General features: G+C 50.5%; 1 rRNA gene. It reads left to right on the forward strand.

Annotated features, from left to right (window positions below):
- Positions 1-5 precede the first annotated feature (5 nt).
- Positions 6-104: ribosomal RNA gene (gene rrf, locus AC1DIQ_RS18995) — 5S ribosomal RNA — on the forward strand.
- The last annotated feature ends 282 nt before the right edge of the window (positions 105-386 follow it).

Here is a 386-nt window from a genome sequence, read left to right on the forward strand (position 1 = left end):
AATTAATTAGCGCTGTGGAACCACCCGATCCCATCCCGAACTCGGAAGTGAAACGCAGCTGCGCCGATGGTAGTGTGGCCTAAGCCATGCGAGAGTAGGTCATCGCCAGGGTTTTTACCCCGAAAACCCCGCTGCTCACGCAGCGGGGTTTTCCTTTTTATGTAAGCACATGATTTTTATGCACTTACAGCAACATCTTCGAGAAGAACTTCAAGTTATCCTCACAAGGTGTTGACAGATTCGAAAAGCCTGACATAATAGGCGGCTCGCAACGACGAAAGCCTCTGAGGCGAACGACGAAGCGGCATCGGCAACAACGGTTCACTTCGGTGAAACGGCCTTGAAAAAAGGTGTTGACGAAGCAGATAAGCCGGTCTATAATGGGC

The sequence above is a fragment of the Stenotrophomonas sp. 05L413 genome, from assembly GCF_056397945.1.